Origin of the sequence: Micromonospora sp. DT178, from assembly GCF_049841695.1 — a bacterium.
Taxonomy (GTDB): domain Bacteria; phylum Actinomycetota; class Actinomycetes; order Mycobacteriales; family Micromonosporaceae; genus Micromonospora.
This window is the reverse complement of sequence record NZ_JBNCKV010000075.1, coordinates 1-297: the sequence shown is the minus strand read 5'-3', so window position 1 is coordinate 297 and position 297 is coordinate 1. Positions and strand designations below refer to the sequence as shown.

The 297-nt window shown below is 68.4% G+C and carries 1 protein-coding gene; it reads right to left on the bottom strand.

Annotation, left to right across the window (positions count from 1 at the left end):
* On the bottom strand, positions 1 to 297 hold a 297-nt coding region (locus ACLQ22_RS32020; RefSeq protein ID WP_425695605.1), incomplete at both ends, for a beta-ketoacyl synthase N-terminal-like domain-containing protein.

The window sequence follows — 297 nt, the reverse complement described above, 5'->3', positions numbered from 1 at the left end:
GCCAGGGCCATCGAACACTCACCCGACCGCAACGCCTGCGCCGCTAAATGCACCGCGACCAACGACGACGAACACGCCGTATCCACCGACACCGCCGGGCCCTCCAGGCCCAAGGTGTACGCCACCCGCCCCGACATGACACTCGCAGCGTTGCCGGTAAGGAGGTGTCCCTCGCTTCCGGTCTGCGCGTCGGCGATCATCGAGATGTAGTCCTGCCCGTTGGTGCCCACATACACGCCGGTGTCCGACCCGCGTAGCCCCGACGGGTCGATCCCGGCCCGCTCCAACGCCTCCCAG